General features: G+C 69.1%; 16 protein-coding genes. 10 read left to right on the top strand and 6 right to left on the bottom strand.

Annotated features, from left to right (window positions below; genetic code table 11):
• Positions 1–102: 102 nt before the first annotated feature.
• A complete protein-coding gene (locus Aple_RS13045) occupies positions 103–540 on the bottom strand; it encodes a MarR family winged helix-turn-helix transcriptional regulator (protein WP_155344809.1) in 438 nt (145 codons plus the stop codon).
• Between the two features lie 99 nt (positions 541–639).
• On the opposite strand from Aple_RS13045, the gene Aple_RS13040 reads away from it, so the two are divergent.
• Complete coding sequence (locus Aple_RS13040) at positions 640–2,088, top strand: MFS transporter (RefSeq protein ID WP_155344808.1); 1,449 nt, start codon at positions 640–642, stop codon at positions 2,086–2,088.
• A gap of 179 nt (positions 2,089–2,267) precedes the next feature.
• Entirely contained in the window at positions 2,268–3,539 is a 1,272-nt protein-coding gene (locus tag Aple_RS13035) for a sensor histidine kinase (protein ID WP_155344807.1), read from the top strand.
• Here Aple_RS13035 and Aple_RS13030 read toward each other — a convergent pair.
• Positions 3,526–4,470 (bottom strand): sigma-70 family RNA polymerase sigma factor, encoded by a 945-nt coding sequence (locus Aple_RS13030; RefSeq protein WP_155344806.1) that lies wholly within the window; start codon positions 4,468–4,470, stop codon positions 3,526–3,528. The two genes, Aple_RS13035 and Aple_RS13030, sit on opposite strands and share 14 nt — an antisense overlap.
• A 130-nt stretch (positions 4,471–4,600) precedes the next feature.
• Between Aple_RS13030 and Aple_RS13025 the strand changes: the two genes are divergently transcribed.
• The 3 genes from Aple_RS13025 to Aple_RS13015 all read left to right on the top strand — a co-directional run bounded on the left by Aple_RS13025 (position 4,601) and on the right by Aple_RS13015 (position 8,691).
• Positions 4,601–6,133, top strand: a complete 1,533-nt coding sequence (locus Aple_RS13025; protein WP_155344805.1) for an MFS transporter — start codon at positions 4,601–4,603, stop codon at positions 6,131–6,133.
• 39 nt (positions 6,134–6,172) lie between these two features.
• Positions 6,173–6,721: a dihydrofolate reductase family protein gene (locus Aple_RS13020; RefSeq protein WP_218038301.1), complete on the top strand. Its 549-nt coding sequence runs from the start codon at positions 6,173–6,175 to the stop codon at positions 6,719–6,721.
• A gap of 557 nt (positions 6,722–7,278) precedes the next feature.
• On the top strand, positions 7,279–8,691 hold the full coding sequence (locus Aple_RS13015) for a glycoside hydrolase family 10 protein (protein ID WP_155344804.1): 1,413 nt from the start codon (positions 7,279–7,281) through the stop codon (positions 8,689–8,691).
• 60 nt (positions 8,692–8,751) lie between these two features.
• Here the strand turns inward: Aple_RS13015 and Aple_RS13010 are convergent, their stop codons facing one another.
• The gene (locus tag Aple_RS13010; RefSeq protein WP_155344995.1) at positions 8,752–11,472 is read right to left on the bottom strand and encodes a helix-turn-helix transcriptional regulator; all 2,721 of its coding nucleotides are present in this window, start codon (positions 11,470–11,472) and stop codon (positions 8,752–8,754) included.
• A 68-nt stretch (positions 11,473–11,540) separates the two neighbouring features.
• A complete protein-coding gene (locus Aple_RS13005) occupies positions 11,541–12,251 on the bottom strand; it encodes an ArsR/SmtB family transcription factor (RefSeq protein ID WP_155344803.1) in 711 nt (236 codons plus the stop codon).
• A gap of 64 nt (positions 12,252–12,315) precedes the next feature.
• On the opposite strand from Aple_RS13005, the gene Aple_RS13000 reads away from it, so the two are divergent.
• On the top strand, positions 12,316–12,930 hold the full coding sequence (locus Aple_RS13000; protein ID WP_155344802.1) for a flavin reductase family protein: 615 nt from the start codon (positions 12,316–12,318) through the stop codon (positions 12,928–12,930).
• 102 nt (positions 12,931–13,032) lie between these two features.
• The gene (locus Aple_RS12995) at positions 13,033–13,872 is read left to right on the top strand and encodes a DUF1684 domain-containing protein (RefSeq protein ID WP_155344801.1); all 840 of its coding nucleotides are present in this window, start codon (positions 13,033–13,035) and stop codon (positions 13,870–13,872) included.
• Between the two features lie 31 nt (positions 13,873–13,903).
• Here the strand turns inward: Aple_RS12995 and Aple_RS12990 are convergent, their stop codons facing one another.
• Entirely contained in the window at positions 13,904–14,713 is an 810-nt protein-coding gene (locus Aple_RS12990; RefSeq protein WP_155344994.1) for an SAM-dependent methyltransferase, read from the bottom strand.
• Between the two features lie 447 nt (positions 14,714–15,160).
• Between Aple_RS12990 and Aple_RS53210 the strand changes: the two genes are divergently transcribed.
• Complete coding sequence (locus Aple_RS53210; RefSeq protein WP_155344800.1) at positions 15,161–18,142, top strand: lamin tail domain-containing protein; 2,982 nt, start codon at positions 15,161–15,163, stop codon at positions 18,140–18,142.
• Positions 18,143–18,205: 63 nt separating this feature from the next.
• Here the strand turns inward: Aple_RS53210 and Aple_RS12980 are convergent, their stop codons facing one another.
• On the bottom strand, positions 18,206–18,442 hold the full coding sequence (locus Aple_RS12980; RefSeq protein ID WP_155344799.1) for a hypothetical protein: 237 nt from the start codon (positions 18,440–18,442) through the stop codon (positions 18,206–18,208).
• On the opposite strand from Aple_RS12980, the gene Aple_RS55520 reads away from it, so the two are divergent.
• Positions 18,434–18,559: a hypothetical protein gene (locus Aple_RS55520; RefSeq protein ID WP_281361549.1), complete on the top strand. Its 126-nt coding sequence runs from the start codon at positions 18,434–18,436 to the stop codon at positions 18,557–18,559. The genes Aple_RS12980 and Aple_RS55520 overlap by 9 nt on opposite strands.
• A 65-nt stretch (positions 18,560–18,624) precedes the next feature.
• Positions 18,625–19,800 carry an ROK family transcriptional regulator gene (locus Aple_RS12975; RefSeq protein ID WP_155344798.1) on the top strand — a complete coding sequence of 392 codons (1,176 nt, stop codon included), beginning with the start codon at positions 18,625–18,627 and terminating at the stop codon, positions 19,798–19,800.
• Positions 19,801–19,833 lie beyond the last annotated feature (33 nt).

The raw sequence follows: 19,833 nt of genomic DNA, 5'->3' as shown, positions 1-19,833 counted from the left end.
TTTCGCGGGTGTGTACAGGATGTTTCCCCAGGCCGTACCACGACCTGCTCCTGGGCATGAAGGATTCAGCGGGGGTATGAATATTTCAGTGCGCGGCCACGACTATTCGACGGCTCTCTCGATGCTGGCGTTGAAGTGGGCCAGACCGTCGGCGAACGCGGCCAGTTCTTCCGGGGTCCAGTTTTTCAGGACTCTGGCGAGGCCGTTGAGCCGGCACGTGCGCTCCTCGTCGACCCGGCGCAGTCCTTGCTCGGTGATGCGGAGCTTGCGGGCCATGCCGCCGTCGGGATCGGGGATGCGCTCAGCCAGGCCACCGCGGAGCAGGGCTGTGGTCTGCCGGTTGACGGTGGAGGTGTCGAGGCTGAACGCGTGCGCCAGCTGGCCGATCGACATCGGCCCCTTGACTTCGAGCCGCCGCAGCAGGATGTAGCTGCTGCGCTCCAGCCGGCGTTCCTCGGCGCCGTCGGCCGTCGCCACCAGCTCCTTGTAGCGGCCGATCAGCATGAACTCACGCTCGATATCGGCGATCACCTCGTGCATGGAACCCTCCGATCGGGGGGTCAGGTGCCCCACCATCAGGCTATATGTACTATGCACATCATATGCATGATGCACAAAGCTGACAGATGCGGAGAACCCATGAGCCCCTCGCACGCCGCGCCGCGCACCGGAGCCATCATCAGCGTGCTGGCGGCAGGGGGCATCACGGTCTCGCTGATGCAGACCCTGATCGTGCCACTGATATCCAGCCTGCCGACCCTGCTGCACACCACCGCCGCCAACGCCTCCTGGGCGATCACCGCCACCCTCCTGGCCGGCGCGATCGCCATGCCCGTCGCCGGACGCCTCGGCGACCTGTACGGCAAACGCCGCGTCATCGTCGCCAGCGCGCTCCTGCTCGCCATCGGCTCCCTGGTGTGCGCGCCCGCCAACTCCCTGACCCCGATGGTCATCGGCCGCTCGCTCCAGGGGCTCGGCATGGCCGTGATCCCCCTGGGGATCGCCATCATGCGCGACATCCTGCCGCCGCAACGACTCGGCTCGGCCATCGCGCTGATGAGCTCATCACTCGGCGTCGGCGGCGCGCTCGGCCTGCCCGCCGCCGCGCTCGTCGCCCAGAACCTGAACTGGCACGCGCTGTTCTGGGGCTCGGCCGGTCTGGGCCTGCTGCTGTGCGTCCTGGTTCTGCTGATCGTGCCGGAGTCCCGGGTCACGTCGCCGGGCCGTTTCGACTTCGTCGGCGCGGTCGGCTTGTCAGCCGGTCTGGTCCTGCTCCTCCTGCCCATCTCCAAGGGCAGCGACTGGGGCTGGACGAGCGGCACCACGCTCGGCATGTTCGCCGCCTCGGCCGCGATCCTCCTGCTGTGGGGATGGTGGGAACTGCGCTCGCCCGCACCCCTGATGGACCTGCGTACCAGCGTGCGCCCCCAGGTGCTGATGACCAACCTGGCCTCCGTCGTCATCGGCTTCGCCATGTACGCGATGTCGCTGATCACCCCCCAGCTCCTGCAGCTGCCCGCCGCGACCGGGTACGGCCTGGGCCAATCCATGGTCGAGGCCGGCCTGTGGATGGCACCGGCCGGGCTCGTCATGATGGCGATCTCGCCCCTGGCCGCACGCCTGTCAGCGGTTCGAGGCCCCAAGATCTCCTTGCTGCTCGGCACGCTCGTCATCGCCTCCGGCTACGCCCTGGCCCTGGCCCTGATGGACAGCGCCTGGGGGGTCCTGATCTTCTCCGCCGTGATCAGCGCCGGGATCGGTTTCGCCTACGCGGCCATGCCCACCCTCATCATGAGCGCCGTGCCGCCCACCGAGACGGCAGCCGCCAACGGCCTCAACAGCCTGATGCGCGCGATCGGCACCTCCAGCGCCAGCGCGGTGCTGGGCGCGGTCCTGGGCACCATGACGGTCAAGCTCGGCCCGGTGACGCTCCCCTCCGAGGACGGCTTCCGCGTCGGCCTCTTCATCGGCGGCGGCGCCGCTCTGCTCGCGGCCCTCGTCGTCCTGGCCGTCCCCGGCCGCCGCGCCGGCGCCCATCGGCTGGTCGACACACCCGCCGGCCTCGACCTGGTACGGGCAGGAGCCTGACCTCGCTTGAATCGGGGAGACAGTCCTTGGCTGAGGCTTTCCTCTGGCTTCGTGGTGGCAAGGGGTGCCCTCGCTAGCGTGGAACTGTGGGTAAGTGTTTGTTGAGATTGCGCCCACGGTCGATTCGCGGGCGGCTCACGCTGCTCAGCGTCGTGTGTGCCCTGGTCATCCTCATTCCGATGGCCGCGGTGATGAGCACGGTCATTTCGCAGATGTTCGCTGATGTGGTCTGGCACGACACGCAGCAGCAGGCGATCTTGATAGCGGCGGCCATCCGTGGGGGCTCCTTGCCGCGCGTGATCACGCCGACCGTACCGGGCGTCGACCTCGTTCAGGTCGTGGCGCCGGACAGGCGTGTCCTGGCCGCATCTCCGATGGCCAGGAACAAGCCGCCGATCAGCGTCGCCCGGCCCGAGCCGAACGATCCACTGCAGGATCTGCAAACCTGCTCCAACCCCGAACGAGGTTGCCTTCGTTACAGCGTGCTCCGGGCCGACCCCCGCGCCGACTCCCCGGTCGTGGTCGCCGCCCGTCGCACCAACACCGTTCTGTCCACCGGCTTCGTCGACGCCATCGTGGCCGCGCAGGCCATTGTCCTGATCTCGTGCGTGGCCGGGCTCACGTGGGCGGTTACCGGGCGCATCCTGCAGCCCGTGGACGCCATCCGGTCGAAGCTTGCCAAGATCACCTTCAGTGACCTGAGCCATCGCATCGCCGAACCGGCAGGAGACGATGAGATCTCCAGATTGATCCATGCCCTCAACCAGACCTTGCAGCGGCTGGAGACTGCCACGCACCAGCAGCGGCGGTTCGTCGCCGATGCCTCGCACGAGCTGCGCACCCCGGTGGCGGGGTTGCGGGTCAAACTCGAGGAAGCCCAGATGCACCCGCGGGACATCGACCTGAACGGGCTGCTGGAGCACACGCTGGACGATGTCGACCGCGTGCAGGCGATCCTGTCCGACCTGCTCATGCTGGCCGGTCTCGAATCCGGCGCGGCGGCCAAACGTCAGCGGGTCGACCTGGCGGCCCTGACGCGTGCGGAACTGAAACAACGCGCCCGCACCCCGCCCATCCGATCGAGCCTGGAGGACGGCGTCACCGTGGAGGGCGTGCCCAGCCAGCTCAGCCGGATGCTGACCAACCTGCTGGACAACGCGCAGCGGCACGCCCGGCACCTGGTCGACATCGAGGTGCACCGGGACAGCGACAGCGCGCTGGTGACGGTCAGCGATGACGGTCCCGGAATCGCGGTGGCCGATCGCGAGCGGATCTTCGAACGGTTCACCCGGCTGGATACGGCCCGCAGCCGCGACCGCGGGGGCACGGGCCTGGGCCTGGCGATCGTCAACGACGTGGTGCACGCCCACTCGGGAACCATTCTCGTCGGGGAATCCCCCCACGGCGGCGGCCGCTTCGACGTGCGACTCCCCCTCCTCACGGAAAAGTGACGCCTACAGGTGCCGCGAACGTGGTGAGGATCTCCGGGGCGGAGAAGGCGACGATGTGGCTGATCCCGGCGGTGGTGAGGGTGAGAACCTGCAGGGTGGCGAGCACGTGGTGGCCGCCGCTGGGGAGGTAGGTCGCGAACGCGGGCTGGCCGTTGGCGTGGGTGGCCACCAGGCGCAGGTCTCCGGGGCCGGCGGGGCAGGATCCGGCGAGGTGGCGGACGATGTCGTACGGACCTTGGAACCAGAGCGTGGTCGGGGGCATCTCCCAGATGGCGTCGCCGGACAGCAGCTCGGCGATCGCGGTCATGTCCTTGCGTTCGAACGCGGTGGCGTAGCGGGCGAGCAGTTCGCGCTGTGCCGCGGCGGTGGGTTCGGTGATCTTGTCCTGGTCCGGGGCCACCTCGTCGAGGCGCGCGCGGGCGCGGCGCAGGGCGCTGTTGACGGCGGTGGTCGTGGTGCCGAGGGTCTCGGCGACTTCGGCGGCTCGCCAGCGCAGGACGTCCCGGAGGATCAGGACCGCGCGCTGCTGTGCCGGGAGGTGTTGCAGGGCGGCGATGAAAGCCAGCCGGATGCTCGCCCGGTCGATGACGATCGTGGCGGGGTCGCCTGGGCTGATCATGGCGTCAGGAAGTGGCTCCAGCCACGTGACCACGTGGTGCTCGCCGGGGCCGCCCAGGCCGACCGGCAGCGGTTGCCGCCCGCGGCTGTTGAGCGCGGTCAGGCAGGCATTGGTGGCGATCCGGTACAGCCAGGTACGCATGGACGCCCGGCCCTCGAACGCCTCGTGGAAGCGCAGCGCGCGCAGGAAGGTCTCCTGAACGACGTCCTCGGCGTCGTGGACGGAGCCGAGCATGCGGTAGCAGTGCGCCAGGAGCTCGGGCCGGAAACGCGTGGCCAGGACGTCGAAGTCCTCCTCGACTCGTGTCTCCACCGCAACCCCTCCGGCACGTTCTTCTCGTACCGACCTTATGCGAGGAAAAATCTCATCGCTTGAGCGGCGACTTTCGCCATTGCCCGTGGTCTGTATCCCAGGAAAACGGGCAAGCTCAAAGGATCTTTATATGCGTGACGCGACGCTGACGGGCGCTGGGCCCATCGCCGGACGGCGGGAGTGGGGCGGGCTGGCCGTACTGGCTCTGCCGACCATGCTGCTGTCCCTGGACCAGAGTGTGCTGTACCTCGCGCTGCCGCACTTGAGCGCGGATCTCGCGGCGGGCAGCACCCAGACCTTGTGGATCATCGATATCTACGGGTTCATGCTCGCGGGTTTCCTGGTCACGATGGGGACCCTGGGCGACCGGATCGGACGCCGGAGACTGCTGCTGATCGGGGCCGCCGCGTTCGGCGTCGCCAGCGTGGTCGCCGCCTACTCCGCCAGCGCGGAGCTCCTGATCGTGACCCGGGCGCTGATGGGCGTCGCCGGGGCGACACTGATGCCGTCGACCCTGGCGCTGATCACTGACATGTTCGCCGAACCCAGGCAGCGGGGCATGGCGATCGCGGCGTGGTTCGGCTGCCTGATGGTCGGCGGTGCGCTCGGGCCGGTCGTCGGCGGGGCGCTCCTGGAGAACTTCTGGTGGGGCTCGGTCTTCCTCATGGGCGTCCCCGTGATGGCCCTGCTCCTGGTCCTGGGCCCGGTGCTACTGCCCGAGTCCCGGGACACGACACTCGGCCGACTGGATGTGCCCAGCGTCGTGCTGTCCCTGGCCACGATCCTGCCGGTCGTGTACGGCATCAAGGAACTGTCCAAAGACGGCCCGGCTGCCCTGCTGGCCGTCCTGGCCGGAGTGGTGTTCGGGGTCGTTTTCGTACGCAGGCAGCGGAAGCTGGCCAGCCCGCTCCTGGACCTCCGGCTGTTCGCCAGCCGTACCTTTGGCGCCGCGATGCTCATCTTGTTGCTCGGTTCGGTGACCACGGGCGGGATCTACCTGCTGGTCAGCCTCTACCTGCAGGCGGTCGAGGGGCTCTCGCCGCTGCGCGCGGGCCTGTGGCTGGTGCCCTCGGCCGTGGCGATCGTCATCGGTTCCATGCTGGCTCCCGGTCTCGCGCAGCGTTTTCGTCCCGCGTACGTCATCGCCGCCGGCCTGACGGTGACCGCGTTGGGATACCTGCTGCTCAGCCAGGTACGGCCCGGCGGGATGCCCTTGCTGGTGGGCGGCTTCGTGCTGGCCTTCTTCGGCGCCGGTCCCATGGGGGCACTCGGCACCGGCCTGGTCGTGGGTTCCGCGCCACCGCGCCGGGCGGGCTCGGCGGCGTCGATCTCCGAAACGGGCAACCATCTCGGCATCGCGCTGGGCATCGCCGTCATGGGCAGCATCGGCGCCGCGGTGTACTCCGCGCGACTGGCCGTCCCCGCGGGCGTTCCCTCCGGCGTGGCCGAGACCGCGAGTGAGAGCATCACCGCCGCCACGGCCGCGGCCGCCCGGCTGACCGGCGGTCTTGGCCCCGAACTGCTGGATGCCGCGCGGCGGGCGTTCACCGCCGGGCTGAACGTCTCGGCCGTCGTGGGCGCGGGCCTGTTCCTCGCGCTGGCCGTCCTGGCCGCGGTGGGCCTGCGCCAGGTACGGCCTGGCGGGGACACCGACGCCGCCTGAACCTATCCGAACCCTCATCTCACCGGAGTCATCATGGGCATGATCTTGCTGGATATGACGATGTCGCTGGACGGATTCATCGCTGGGCCGAACGGCGAGGATCGCGGCCTCCACCACTGGTGGTTCTCCCCTGCCGAGGGCGACCGTCAGGTCATCACCGACCTCATCAGGAACACGGGAGCCGTGATCATGGGTCGGCGCACCTACGACCTCGGAGCGGAGCAGGACGGCTTCCTCGACAACCCCTTCGACGTGGAACACTTCGTGCTCTCCCACGATCGCCCCGAAAAGCCCGCGAAGGGGGAGACGTCGTTCACCTTCGTCTCCGACGGCATCTACGCCGCTGTCCGGATGGCGAAATCGGTGGCGGGCGACCGGGACATCGTCGTGGCGGGCGGCGCGGACGTCGCCGGCCAGTGCCTGGCGGCCGGCCTGATCGACGAGATGCGGATCGCTCTGGCACCGGTGCTGATCGGTGAGGGGATCCGCCTGTTCGATCCAATCGCCGCCGGACGATCCAGCCTGGAAAAGGTCTCAGTGATCGATTCTCCGATGATCACACATCTCAGATTCCGCCTCCAGAAATGACATGCAGCGTGATCGTTCAATGCGGTGCCGTTGGGGAGAGCCGTTGGCGTTAACACCCCTCTGCCAATCGTGTTCCTTTCTCTGTCGGGAGGTTGGAAGTGGTGGTGGGCGGAGCAAATACGAGGTGGGGACCTGCCGTCAAGGGTCGGCCCCTGGTGTTCCGCGATATGTGCGGGCCAGGCGCGGCTCATCTGGTGCTCTCCGAGTGCCCGCCTCGATCGGCGAGGACGTCGCAATGAAAATTCCATCGACGATGTCCCGCTCCGGATGACGAGCTCGCCGAAAATTTCATGGGCAAGGTCGGCCGTTGGCGCGCCTGCAAAGCGCGTATCGCCGGACCTGTGGCCGAAACTTTCAGGGAGATATTGACAAATTTCGGGTGGTTCTCCACCCTGAGTTTCCGAGCGGTCTCCCCTGCCAGGTCGGTGGTGCACGGCAGCGGGTCGCCGTCCGCGACGCCCTGGTGGTGTGCGTTCCGGTGATAGGGCGCGGCGTCGATCCTGCGGGATGCTCCCGCGTTTTCTCCTCTTCCGTGTTTCAGTTATGGAGGCTCAGGCATGGGCACGAACGCCTTATCACCCCCGCGACGCTTCAACGGTCTGCGCCAGGCCCTGATCGCCGGCGCCGTCGGGGTGCTCGGCATGGCGCTGATAGCGCCGATCTCCGCCGATGCCGCGGAGAGCACGCTCGGCGCGGCAGCACAGCAGAGCGGCCGGTACTTCGGTACCGCGATCAACGCGGGCAAGCTCAGCGACTCGCAGTACACCTCGATCGCCAACGCCGAGTTCAACATGGTGACGGCCGAGAACGAGATGAAGATCGACGCCACCGAGCCGAACCGGGGCCAGTTCAACTTCACCAACGCCGACCGCGTCTTCAACTGGGCCGTGCAGAACGGCAAGCGAGTACGCGGCCACACCCTGGCCTGGCACTCCCAGCAGCCGGGCTGGATGCAGTCCCTGTCCGGTACCACGCTGCGCCAGGCGATGATCGACCACATCAACGGCGTGATGGCCCACTACCGGGGCAGGATCTACGCCTGGGACGTCGTCAACGAGGCCTTCGCCGACGGCAACGGCGGCGGCCGGCGTGACTCCAACCTCCAGCGGACCGGCAACGACTGGATCGAGGTCGCCTTCCGCACGGCCCGGACCGCGGACCCGGCCGCCAAGCTCTGCTACAACGACTACAACATCGACAACTGGACCTGGGCCAAGACCCAGGCCGTCTACACCATGGTGCGCGACTTCAAGCAGCGCGGGGTGCCGATCGACTGTGTCGGCCTCCAGGCCCATTTCAACAGCGGCAGCCCGTACAACAGCAATTTCCGCACCACGATCTCCAGCTTCGCCGCCCTCGGCGTCGACGTGCAGATCACCGAGCTGGACATCCAGGGCGCCTCGGCGACCACTTACGCCAACGTCGTGAACGACTGCCTGGCCGTGCCGCGCTGCAACGGCATCACCGTGTGGGGCGTCCGCGACCAGGACTCCTGGCGCTCGGGCGACACCCCGCTGCTGTTCAGCGGCGGTACCAAGAAACCCGCCTACACCGCCGTCCTGAACGCCCTCAACGCCGTCACCCCCAACCCCAGCCCCAGTCCTACTCCCACCCCGACACCCACTCCGACGCCTTCGCCTACTCCGACACCTTCGCCTTCACCGTCCCCGGTTCCTGGGGCGTGCTCGGCGACGTTCGCCACGGTCAACAGCTGGCCGGGCGGCTTCCAGTCGACCGTGACGGTACGAGCGGGCACCACGCCGGTCAACGGATGGACCGTCCGCTGGACCTGGCCCAGCGGCCAGACCTTCATCAACCTGTGGAACGGCGTGCAGACCGTGTCCGGTTCCTCCGTGACAGTCCGCAACGCCCCCTACAACGGCTCCATCGCCGCGAACTCCTCCACCACCTTCGGCTTCACCGCCAACGGCACTGCGGCCACCCCAACCGCCACCTGCACCAGCCCCTGACCCCCTGACCGGCGAACGGATCCGATCGGCACGACCGACCGGATCCGTTCGCCTGGTCGTTCAGGCAGGTGCGAGCTTCTCCGAGAGCTGGCGGCGGGAGGAGACGCCGAGTTTCTGGAACACCTTGCGCAGGTGGTAGTCGACGGTGTTGACGCTGATGAACAGATTCGCGGCGATCTCCGCGTTGGTCCGCCCGCGCGCCGCCAGGCGGGAGATGGTCAGCTCCTGCGGGGTCAGGCCAGGAGGGCCGGGATCGGCCGGGACGGCCGCCGCCTTCAGCCCGGCCGCCTCCAACTCCGCCCTGGTTCTCGGCACGAACACGTGCGCGCCGCTCTGCTCGAACTGCCTGGCCGCGAGTTGGAGCTGCTCTCCCGCCTCCCGGCGGCGGCGCATGCGGCGCAACCATTCGCCATAGAGGAGATGGGCCCTGGCCAGGTCGGTCTCGGCGCAGGTCCGCCCGAGGGCCTCGATGGCGGCCAGGTAACAGCCTTCCGCCTCCGTGTCGTCGCTGACCAGCGCCTTGGACCGGACGGCCACGCCACGGCACCACGACGAGCCGTTCACCTCGGCCATCGCCACGAGGCGGTCGACGATGGGCCGGGCTTCGGCGGTGTGCCCGCTGCGTACGGCAGCTTCCACGAACTCCGCGTATTCGAGGGGCGTCACCTGCAGGAACGGGTCCTGGATCAGTGGCTTGAGCCGGTCGTAGGCGTCCCGGTAGGCGCCCTCGGCGACGTCGCGCAGGCCGACGGCCGCGACGGCGGTGGCGCCGACGCCGCCGAAGCCGACGGCGTCGGCCCCGTCGGCGATGGCGAGCACGACGTGCCGGGGCGAGCCGGTCCAGGCCATCAGCGCGGCGTTGATCACGTTCTCCGCGTCGTAGCCCATCGCCAGCCGGACCTCGCGGACCTGCGCCATCGCCTCCTCCGCGAGCCGGACCGCGCCGCCCATCAGCTCGGCGAGGGAGGTGACCCACAGCGCCGTGTCGAGGGCCTGGAGCGCGCCCACCTCCCGGGCCGCCGCGGCGGCCCGCGTGAGACCGGCGCGGCGGGCGGCGTCGTCCCAGAGGAAGGCGCCCAGCGCGGCTATGGCCGAGCCCATCTGCATCATCTCGTGGTCGGGCAGCGCCATGATCGCGTCGAACGCCGCTCTGACGCGCGGCACCGCCTCCGCGTAGGGGCGCAGGATGAGCGCGGCGATGCCGGCCAGGATCTCCGCGTCGGGGCCGCCGCCGACCGCCCCGGCCTCGATGCGCCGGCCCAGCTCCCGCTGGGTGATGCCGGTCATCAACCGGTCGGTGATGCTGCAGGCTTCGTAGGCCTTCAGCAGGGTGCGGCGTTCTCGTTCGAGGTCGTGCCCGTGGAACGCGTCGGCCGCCCTGACCAGCTCGGCCGCCGAGGGCAGCAGCACCTCCGGATCTCCGGAGAACAGGCCGAGGGCGTGCCTGACGACGATCACCCGGCCGCGCTCGACCGGGTCGGCGGTGGCCTCGTCGATGCGGCCCAGCAACTCGCCCGCGACCTGCACGGCGCCCACCGCGAGTGCGGCCTCGGCCGCGCCGACCAGGCGGGAGTCCTTGACCGGGCCAGGCGGGGTCAGCTCCGCGGCGCGGGTGAGAATGCTGGCCCTGGAGGCGAAACCACCACGGCGGGCGGCCAGGTCGGCGGTGTGTTCGAGGCGGTCGGCGACCTGCGCGTCGGTGCCGACGGCGGCCTTGGCGGCGTGCCAGGCCTCCAGCTCCACCATGCCGAGGTCGCCCGCGGCCTTGGCCAGCGCCCGGTGGGCCGTTCTGCGGTCGGCCGCCGAGGCGGCGTTGTAGACGGCCGAGCGGACCAGCGGGTGCCGGAACCGGATCGTGTCGTCGAGTTCCACCAGGCCCGCGGCCTCGGCCCGGTCGAAGATGTCGTCGTCGAGGCCCAGCTCGCCGGCGGCGGAGGTGATCAGGTCGACGTTGTCGGTGGTGTCGGCGGCGGCCAGCAGCACCCACCGCCGGACCTGCGCGTCGGTCTGGCCCAGCCGCCGGGCGTAGTGGGCCTCCAGCCGGCGGCCGACCGGGATCGGATCGGCGCCGAAGCCGAGTCCGGTCCGGTCCCGCGCCGACAGCTCCTCGGCGAGGTCGATGAGTGCGAGCGGGTTGCCGCCGGTGGCACGGGCGATCGCCGCCGCCGTCGCCGGGTCGATCGGGGTGGCCGGCGACCGGCGCAGGAGCGCGGTGGCCGACTCCTGGTTGAGCCCTTCGACCAGCAGCTCCGGCACCCCCGCCAGGCGGGTGGTGATGTCCTTCTCATCCCTGGCGGCGAACAGCAGGGCGACGGGTTCGACCGCGATGCGGCGGGCCACGAACGCCATCACGTCGAGGCTCTCCTGGTCGAGCAGATGGGCGTCGTCCACCGCGCAGACCACGGGCGTCGTGGCGGCCGCCGCCGCGAACAGGCCCAGCACGCCCAAGCCGACCAGGAACCGGTCGGGCGGCGGACCTTCGGCGATGCCCGACGCGACCCTGATCGCCTCGCGCTGCCGTTCGGACAGGGCCGGGAAGTGGTCGCTGAGCGGGATCGTCAGGCGCTGGATGGCCGCGAACGGCAGCTCCATCTCCGATTCGAAGCCGTCGAGGCGGAACATCGTCACCCCGGCCGCGCCCGTCGTGGCGGCCTCCAGCAGCGCCGTCTTGCCGATGCCCGGCTCGCCGGTGATCAGGAGCGAGCCGCCGTGACCGTTGCGCGCGTTGCCGAGCAGCCGGTCGAGCCGTCTCCGCTCGTCGTCCCGCCCGAAGAGCCCCATCACGGGGATGACGTTAAGGCACTCAGGATGAAACGCACCAGATGACTAGATTGTGGCCCCGGTGCGCCTTAAAGGTCGCTCCAGCGTAGGTTGAGCTGGTCCAGCAGTGCGGCCTCGCCCGTCGTGGTGAGCCGGATCGCGCGGTCGGAGCCGATCCGTTCGGTCCAGCCGATCTCGAAGAAGCGGGTGCAGACGGCCGCTCCGGCGGCTCCGGCCAGGTGGGGGCGGCGTTCGGTCCAATCCAGGCAGCTGCGAACCATCGGACGGCGGGCCTGACGCAGGGCTTCGGTGTCCGCGCCCAACTCCCGGAGCCAGGCCAGACCGCTGGCGGTGAGCGTCCAGCCGTCATGGCGGGTGAGCATGTCCCGGTCGGTCATCGCGTCGGTGACGGCGACGCCCAGCCAGCCGGCGATGTGGTCGTAGCACGTCCTGGCGCGGGCCAGAGCCGCCTGCGTCGTCACGGTGCGGAGCGTACGCGGGTGTTCGCGGCTGGGCGGGGTGTGCGCGGCCAGAGTCTCGATCAGCTCGGCGATCTCGGTACTGGCCAGCCGCAGGTAGCGATGCCTGCCCTGGCGTTCCTCGGCGAGCACGTCGGCGGCGACTAGCAGGTTCAGATGCTCGGTGGCCGTCGAGCGGGCGATGTCGGCGTATCGGGCCAGCTCGCCCGCGGTCCAGGCGCGTCCGTCGAGCAGGGCCACGCACATCGACGCCCGCGAGCGATCGGCGAAGATCGCCGCCAGTTCCGCTATCCCCGAAGCCGCGTCCACACGAACACTCATGCGTCCTTAATATCCGCCCATCGTTTCGGGCGGCACCGAACAGACCCGCCCGCACGATGGGCCCATGACCTTGACAGACCGGGGCACGCACCGCGTGATCACGCCCAGCATCCTGTATTTCGGCACGCCCGTCGTGGTCCTGTCGTCCGAGAACGCGGACGGCACCGCGAATCTCGCGCCGATCTCCTCCGCGTGGGCGCTGGGCAACGTCTTCCTCCTCGGCCTCGGCGCGAACGGCCACACCGTCCACAACCTCCGGGCCAGACCCGAACTCGTGATCAACTTCCCTTCGCCCGACCAGTGGCAGCAGGTCGAGCGCCTCGCCCTGCTCACCGGCGCCGACCCGGTCCCGGCCGGCAAACCGGCCGAGTGCCGCTTCGCCGCGGACAAGTTCGGCGCGGCCGGATGGCACCCGACACCATCGGAGCTGGTACGCCCGCCCCGCATCACCGAGTGCCCGGCACAGATCGAGGCCACCGTCACCAATCTACGGTCCGACGCATCCGGGCAATTCATCATCGTCGAAGCCACGGCGGTCCGTGTGCACGCGGACACCGGCATCGTCATCGACGGCACCTCCCATGTCGACCCGACCGTGTGGAGCCCGCTGATCTACAACTTCCGCCACTACTTCGGCCTCGGCCCGCACCTGGGCAAGGCCGCCCGGGCGGAACACTGACCGGAGCCGCGCGATAATCTATGTAAATCAGGTAGGAATTATTGACTTATCTCATCGGGATACCTAGCTTTGAATCACCAACCACGATCTGGAGGAGCAGACATGGCAGTCGATACCACCGGAACCCTTCCCGTCGTCGACGGCAGCGTGGCAGAGGTGTTCATCCGGGACTGGCACGAGTGGCATCGGCGGCATACGGCGGTGCTGGCCGATCCGCATGGGTTTCTCGCCGTCACCGGCCTGCACTGGCTGACGTCCGAGCCACAACGCCTGCCCGGCGCGCCGGGGGAGTGGTCGACCGGTGCGGAGGGGGTCGAGGTGACCCTCGACGCGGATGAGGAACTGGTCGTGGACGGGGCGGTGGTGCGGGGGCGGTACGTGTTCGGCGTTATCCCCGAGCGCGGCGGGATCAACGCCGCCTGGGGCGACGCGGTGATCGAGGTGGCCAAGCGGGGCGGGCATGACATCGTCCGGCCGCGGCATCCGGACCATCCGCTGCGGGCCGAGTACGCCGGCACGCCGACGTTTCCGCCGCATCCGCGGTGGGCGGTCGCCGGCCGCTATGTGCCGTTCGACCACCCCCGGCCGACCACTGTCGGGGCCGCGGTGGAAGGGCTGCAGCACGTGTATCACGCGCCCGGGCGCATCGAGTTCGAGATCGACGGGCAGGCGCTGAGCCTGACGGCGTTCGAGGGCCGCACACCGGGCAGCCTGAGCGTCTTGTTCACCGACGTGACGTCCGGCGTGACCACCTACGCCGCCAACCGCGCCCTGGCACTGGACGCACCTGACCCCGACGGTCGCGTGGTGCTCGACTTCAACCGGGCCACGAACCTGCCCTGTGCCTACACCGACTTCGCCACCTGCCCGCTGCCGCCGGCCGAGAACCGGTTGCCGGTCGCGATCGAGGCCGGCGAGAAGATCCCGTACGAGCGCGGCTGAGCGCGCGAGGGCTTCAGCGGCGCGGCGGACCTTACGGCTTGCGTACGACCCCGCACCACTGGTCGACCTCGACCGGCAGGCTGCCGTCCCACTCCACCTCGGGACGCCACCGCGAGCACGAGACCCACCCCGGCTCCACCAGCTCAAGGCCGTCGAAGAACTCGGCGATCCGCTCGGGGGTCCGCAGCTTCAGTTTTGGCTGGGCGTCGATGTTCCACACCCGCACCGCCTCGGCGGTGGTGTCGCCGTTGATCGCCGTGGTGGTGTTGGCCACCGCCACGTAGCTCCCGGACGGCACCGCGGCCAGCAGCCGGTCGATGATCTGCTGCAGCTCATCGTCATCGCCGATGAAATGCATGACGCCCAGCAGCATGATCGCCATCGGCTGGGAGAAGTCCAGCGTCTTGGCCGCGTCCCGCAGGATGGTGTCCGGGTTGCGTAAGTCGGCGTCGATGTAGTCGGTGGCGCCCTCCGCGGAGCTGGTCAGCAGGGCTCGCGCGTGCACCAGCACCAGCGGATCGTTGTCGACATACACGATTCGCGACTCTGGGGCCACCCGCTGCGCGACCTCGTGGGTGTTGTCTTGGGTGGGCAGTCCGGTGCCGATGTCGAGGAACTGCCGGATCCCCACTTCGGCGGCCAGGTACTGTACCGCCCGCCCCAGGAACAGCCGGTCGGCCCTCGCCAGCTCGATCACCACGGGGAAGATCTCCCGAACCCGGTCCCCGACCTCCCGGTCCACGGGGAAATGATCTTTGCCGCCCAGCCAGTAATTCCAGATCCGTGCCGTGTGCGGCACGTGCGACTTGAGCTTGTCCTCCATGGCGGGTTCGTCGGCCATCATTCAGCCCTTCCAAGAACAGTGGGGAAGGCCACTTTACCCAAGTATGGGCGGGGGTAACGTCCGACACGGCGAGATTCTGGATCTAGGACGCGTGTGCTCTGCCAGCCGTTTGGCGGTGTCGGGCACGGCTCCCGGATCGCACCCGGCGACCGGCTCCAACCCGGTCGGCCGCCGCTCTCTAATAGCGGCGTCAGGATGAATTCCTAAACAAAGAATCTCGGGTGAGAATGCCGGTGGCCCAGGATTGGCCCGTTCCAGGCCATCGCGCACTCACTCGCTGTTCGCTCGACATTTGCCTGCCGGTCGCCGAGATCCACAAGGCTGCTAGCACGTTACTGCTAGTGGTCTGCTGCGGCGACCTGTGAAGAGGGCCCAAAATTGCGTAAGTACTGGCGTGGGACAGCCACCTTAGTAATCGCGTTCCTGACCGCTATTCCGCTTCTCGTGTCACCCGCCTCGGCGGCGGAACCGGTTCCGTCCATAAAGGTCAACGAGGTCGAGTCCAACGGCGGTACCCCGGGCGACTGGGCCGAACTGGTCAACACCGGGACGACTCCCGTCGACCTCTCCGGCTGGCTCGTCAAGGACAACGACGACACCCACATCTTCACGATCGCCCCCGGTACCACGATCGCCCCCGGCGCGTTCCTGGCGCTGGACGTGGAGACGTCCTACGGTCTGGGCGGCGGAGACTCCGTGAGGGTGTTCCTGCCGGACGGCGTGACCCTCGTGGATTCCTACACCTGGCCCACGCACGCCCCGATCACCTATGGCCGTTGCCCCGACGGGACCGGCGAGTTCGCCCCCACCGTGGCATCGACCAAGGGCGCGGCGAACGACTGCGGCACGCCTTCGGCTTTCGTGAAGCTCAACGAGGTCGAGTCCAGCGGCGGCGCGCCGGGCGACTGGGTGGAACTGGTCAACATCGGTCCGATTCCGGTGAACGTGTCGGGTTGGCTCGTGAAGGACAACGACGACACGCACGTCTTCACGATTCCGTCCGGTACCACGATCGCTCCCGGGACCTTCCTGGCGCTGGACGTCGAGACGGCCTACGGTCTGGGCGGTGCGGACTCCGCTCGCCTGTTCCTGGCGGATGGTCTCACTCTCGTCGATTCGTACAGCTGGACCTCGCACGCCGCGACGACCTACGGTCGCTGCCCGAACGGTGTCGGCGCGTTCGCGGACTCCGCTCAGGCGACCAAGGGCGCGGCGAACAACTGCGGCACGCCGGCGTCCGTCGTGAAGGTCAACGAGGTCGAGTCCAGCGGCGGCACGCCGGGTGACTGGGTCGAAGTGGTCAACACCGGTTCGGCTCCCGTCGACCTGTCCGGCTGGCTCGTCAAGGACAACGACGACACCCACATCTTCGCGATCGCCCCCGGTACCACGATCGCCCCCGGCGCGTTCCTGGCGCTGGACGTGGAGACGTCCTACGGGCTCGGCAGTGCGGACTCCGCCCGGCTGTTCCTGTCGGACGGCCTGACCCTCATGGATTCCTACACCTGGACCACGCACGCCACGACCACCTACGGCCGCTGCCCCGACGGGACCGGCGAGTTCGCCGAGACGACGACGCCGAGCAAGGGCGCGGCGAACACGTGCGCCGGGCAGGTTCCCGCCTCGCCGTGGCCGGGTGGCGCGGCTGTCGCCACCGCCGACGCCGCCAACGTCTTCGGCGGCAACATGAGCGGCCTGGCCTATGAGCCGTCGGGTGACGGCACCCCCGGCGTGCTCTGGGCGGTCAAGAACGGCCCCGGCATGATGTACCGGCTGGAGTGGGACGGCGCCACGTGGGCGCCCGCCACGACCGACGGCTGGAACGCGGGCAAGACGCTGCGCTACCCGAGCGGCACCGGCGACCCCGACGCCGAGGGCGTGACCCTGACCGGAGCCGGTCTCGCCGGCGGCGTGTTCGTCTCGACCGAACGCGACAACGGCAACAGCGGCGTCAGCCGCCCCACCATTGTCCGCTTCGACCCGTCCGGTACGGGCAGCACCCTCACCGCCACGAAGGAATGGAACCTCACCGCGGACCTGCCGGCGGTGGGCGCGAACGCCGGGCTGGAGGCGATCTCCTGGATCCCCGACTCGTTCCTGACCTCGCGCGGCTTCCTCGACGAGCACACCGGCGCGGCCTATGACCCGGCCGGCTACCCGGGCCACGGCGACGGCCTGTTCTTCGTCGGCCTGGAGGGCAACGGCAGCGTCTACGCGTACGCACTCGACCAGATCGGAGGCGGATTCACCCGGATCGCCACGATCGTGAGCGGGTTCCCCGGCGTGATGGACCTGGAGTTCGAGCCCGAGTCGAAGCGCTTCTGGGTGGTGTGCGACGACACCTGCAACGGCCGCACCGCGATCCTGGACATCGACGCCACCGGCAAGTTCGCCGTCAGCACCCGCTACGAGCGTCCGGGTTCGATGCCCAACATCAACAACGAGGGCTTCACGATCACGCCGCAGTCGGAGTGCGTGGACGGCCACAAGCCCGTCTTCTGGTCCGACGACAGCAACACCGGCGGCCACGCGCTGCGCGGCGGCACCCTTACCTGCACGGTGGCCGACCTCGACGCGGACGACGACGGCATCAACGACAACGTGGACGTGACGTTCCCGCCGGGCGCCTCGCAGGCGAACAACCCGGGCAACCAGACGTTCTCCGACAGGCTGCTCGGCGGCACCACGTCCGGGAAGATCCTCAACCGCAACGGCCGTACGCTCACGGTCTCCGACGCCCACAACCCCGCCGGGGTCCTGGTGGGCTCCGGCCCGGGCGCCCTCCCGGCGCGGTTCCAGCTGGCCGAAAACTTCGGGACGATCGAGCTGGGACAGGGCTCCTACCAGCTCACCGCCTCCGGCAAGACCAGCACGATCAGGACGGTCATCGGCGAGCCGGCGGTCGTCACCGTCACGGTGAACGGCACGCCGATCACCATGACCGTCGGCGCGGGCGGATCCCTCACCTACACCGAGGTGCCGGGCATCGGCACGGTCGCCGGGCTGACCGGTATCCAGCGGACGGGGAGCGTCGGCATCCGGGCGAACGGCCTGCCCGCCACCGCGTGCGCCGGGATCGAGATCCAGAACGTCATCGTCGCCACGAGCGCTAACCTCCCGCTCTCCGGCACCGGTGGCAACGACCTGATCATCGGGCGGTACGACAACGACCACGTCACCGGTAACGGCGGCAGCGACTGCGTCGCGACGCAAGGTGGCGACGACGAGATCATCACGACCGGCGGCGACGACTGGATCGACGCGGGCAACGGCGACAACCTGGTGGACGCCGGCGCCGGCGATGACACCATCACGACCGGGAACAACGACGACACCATCGACTGTGGTACGGGCGTGGACGTGGCGCGGCCGGGTCGTGGCACCAACGCCAACGTCAGCGACCGATGCGAGACGTTCGGGGCCTGACGATATTGAGGTAATAGCCCGTGACCTGTTCTGCAGGTCACGGGCTATTGCGTCTGAGCGGGTTTAGAAGACGTGCCAGCTGTGGCAGGTCCACCCCGACTCGGGGATCGTGGCGGGCGACGTCGTGGGGAGAACCGAGACGCAGGCGCGGAAGCGGTCGTCCTCGCCCCCGGAGTTGGGCACCATGTAGGTGTATCCGACCCCGCCGTTGCAGCTGATCGACTGGATCGCGTAGTACGTGTGCGTGTCGTACCAGCCGTAGGGGGACCTCAGCTGCCGCTGCACGCGCAGGTGCCACACGAGGCGATCAGCCAGCTCACCCTGTCCGCCGGCGTGTTCGGCGACATCGGCGCCACGCTCTGGCAGGCCCGCGCGCTGCGCCTGCTCGGCTCCGTCCACGCCTCACTCGTGCCGTAGTGCGCTATTTTCTAGTTGTGAGAAAAGAACCCGCGTGGACAGGGGACCTGAGGCGTACTGCACAGATGCAACGCGGGCATGTGCCGAAAAATCCGCTTTACGAGGACTCTGGGCGTAAAGGGCAGGTTCTGCGGCTGCTCCAGGAGGATCCCGGGCTGACCAGGACCGAAGTGGCGCGCCGCCTCGGGCTCTCCGCCACCACCATGACCAGGGTCGTGGGCCAGCTTCTTGAGGAAGGGTGCGTCACCGAGACCCGCAAGGTCTCGCGTATCGGCACCGGACGGCCCGGGACCGAACTCGCCATCGAGCCCATGGCGTACTACGTCATCGGGGTTCACGTCGGCGTGGGCACGGTCCGGCTCGGGGTGGTGGACCTGGTGGGGACGATCCGCAAGTCGGTCGGCTTCGAGTTCGATCCGGACCTGGACGCCGACGCCGTGCTCAACATGATCGCCGGTGCGGTGCCGGCGCTGCTCGCGGGCGCCGACCTCGATCGTGCGCGCCTGCTGGGGGTCGGCGTGGCCGTCCCGGGTCCGGTCGACGGAGATCATCGTAAGCTCCTGCTGCCGATCAACCTGGCGTGGCGGGACGTGCCGATCGCCGACCGGCTGGAGTCGGTGCTCCGGGTGCCCGTGATCGTCGAACACAACGTCCGGTCGATGGCCCTGGCCGAGGCGCGGTTCGGAGCCGGTCAGGGTGTCAACAGCGTCGCCTTCATCTACGTGCGCATGGGGGTGGGCGCGGGGCTCGTCGTGCAAGGTCAGGCGTTCCAGGGCGGCATGCACGGGGCGATCGAACTCGGCCACTCCCGCGTGGTCGAAGGCGGCGAGAAGTGCATCTGCGGGGGTGTGGGCTGCCTGGAGACGGTCCTGTCCGAGCGCGCCCTGCGCCATGCGCTGGCCGCGCTCGGCCGTCCCACCGATCCGCGCAACCCGCTGGAGTCCCTGCTGGAGATCGCCGCGGCGGATCCCGCCGCGGCCGCCCAGACCGAGCTCATCACCAAGCATCTCGCGACCGGACTGTCATTCCTGGTCAACATGTTGAACCCGGAGCTGATCCTGCTGGGCGGCTTCCTGGGCGCGGCGCCGGACACGTTCCTGGAACGGCTGACCGAGGCGACCCGGGAAGCCGTCTTCCCGGTCATCAGGGACTCCGTCCACCTCCAGCGATCGTGCCTCGGCCTCGACGCCGGCGTGAACGGAGGCGCCGCCATCGCGCTGGACCAGCTGTTTTACAGCTGATCGGGTGGTGGCGCGGTGTTGCGCCACCACCCG

The organism is Acrocarpospora pleiomorpha (assembly GCF_009687885.1).
Lineage (GTDB): Bacteria > Actinomycetota > Actinomycetes > Streptosporangiales > Streptosporangiaceae > Acrocarpospora > Acrocarpospora pleiomorpha.
The sequence above is the reverse complement of the archived record's forward strand: the minus strand, read 5'-3'. Positions and strand labels throughout refer to the sequence as shown.